Origin of the sequence: Pseudomonas sp. MD195_PC81_125 (assembly GCF_014060985.1) — a bacterium.
GTDB classification, from domain to species: domain Bacteria; phylum Pseudomonadota; class Gammaproteobacteria; order Pseudomonadales; family Pseudomonadaceae; genus Aquipseudomonas; species Aquipseudomonas parakoreensis.
This window is the reverse complement of sequence record NZ_JABULD010000489.1, coordinates 1-1,649: the sequence shown is the minus strand read 5'-3', so window position 1 is coordinate 1,649 and position 1,649 is coordinate 1. Positions and strand designations below refer to the sequence as shown.

General features: G+C 55.5%; 2 protein-coding genes and 1 pseudogene. All 3 read right to left on the bottom strand.

From position 1 onward, the window contains the following. A partial coding sequence (secG, locus tag HT737_RS19805) for a preprotein translocase subunit SecG (RefSeq protein WP_182403813.1) occupies positions 1 to 323 on the bottom strand: 323 nt, incomplete at its 3' end. A 4-nt stretch (positions 324 to 327) separates the two neighbouring features. Continuing rightward, positions 328 to 1,083: a triose-phosphate isomerase gene (tpiA, locus tag HT737_RS19800; RefSeq protein ID WP_008088336.1), complete on the bottom strand. Its 756-nt coding sequence runs from the start codon at positions 1,081 to 1,083 to the stop codon at positions 328 to 330. Between the two features lie 65 nt (positions 1,084 to 1,148). After that, a pseudogene (gene glmM, locus HT737_RS19795) lies at positions 1,149 to 1,649 on the bottom strand (phosphoglucosamine mutase); the annotation flags it as partial.

Genomic DNA, 1,649 nt, shown 5'->3' with positions numbered 1-1,649 from the left:
ACCGGGACATCATCAGAAGCCGGTTGTTGTTGCTTTGGTACTTCCAACACTGCTGGATCTGGCAAACCTGCTTGAGTCAGCTGATGAGCCTTCTCTTTAGCAAAGTAGCCTAACCCCAAGCTGGTTATGAAGAAACCGGCGGCAAGTATAGCAGTAAACTTACTAAGAAAGGTAGAGGAACCTTGGCTTCCGAACACAGTATTTGAAGCACCTGCTCCGAAAGACGCGCCAGCGTCCGCACCTTTACCCTGCTGCAGCAAAACCAGAGCAACTACGCCCAATGCACCCAGCAGATGAAAAACGACTACGACTGTTTCCAGCATTTTTTCAGTTTCCCGCGGCGCGACAAATCGCACCGAACTCATCTGCATTCAGGGAAGCTCCACCAATGAGCCCCCCATCGATATCCGGCATGCCGAACAGTTCGACCGCATTGGCCGCCTTCACGCTGCCGCCGTATAGAAGCCGCACACCTCGCGCGACTTCAGAATTCTCTGCCGCCAACTGCTCGCGAATGGCTTTATGCACATCCTGAGCCTGTTGCGGCGTTGCAGTCAGTCCGGTACCAATGGCCCAGACAGGCTCGTAAGCAATGACTGCCTTGGCAAAGGCACCAACACCCAGCTCCTCGATGATGCTGCCCAGCTGACGCCCGACAACCTCAAGAGTTTTTCCGGCTTCGCGCTGCTCGAGGGTCTCCCCTACACACAACACCGGAATCAAGCCACATGCCTGTGCCGCTGCGAACTTGCGATTCAGCATCCCGTCTCGCTCGCCCATTATCTGGCGGCGTTCGGAGTGCCCGACAAGCACCAGGGAACAACCTGCATCCACCAACTGACTCGGCGCAATTTCACCGGTCAATGCACCTTGCATGGATTCCACCGCAGAATTCTGCGCACCGACCGAAATCGATTTTCCTTTCAAACCATCAATCACTTGATTGATATGCAAGCAAGGCGGGAATACCGCGACATCAACACCGCTTGGCAAGGCCAGATGACGAAGGCCGTTGATCAGCTCAGCGACGCTGGCGCGGGTACCGTGCATCTTCCAGTTACCAGCTACCATAGGGCGACGCATGCTGTACCTCGTCGGTCAAAGTGGGCGCAGATGTTACCCAACACAATCATGGCTGGCAAGCCGAATCAGGCAGAAACTTCAGTTACCAGTTTTGCCAGTTCTTCGGCGTAGCTGCGAACCTGAGTTTCATCCTCGCCTTCGACCATCACACGCACCAATGGCTCTGTGCCGGACTTGCGTAGAAGCACGCGACCACGACCCGCCATTGCCTGGGTTACACGCGCACTGGCCTCCTTGACCGCCGGGTGCTCGAGCGGACTTTCGCCACCACCGAAACGCACATTGATCAGTATCTGAGGGCACTTGCGCAACGCCTGACGCGTTTGGGCAAGACCTTCATTGCGGGTTTTCAGTGCCATCAGCACCTGCAACGCAGCAATGATTGCATCACCAGTGGTGGTGTGATTGAAGCAGACGATATGCCCCGAGTTTTCACCACCTACCAGCCAGTTGCGCTCCAGTAGTTCGGCGATCACATAACGGTCACCGACATTGGCACGAATGAATGGAATCGAGAGTTCTGCCAGAGCGAGCTCCAGACCGAGGTTACTCATCAGCGTGCSACT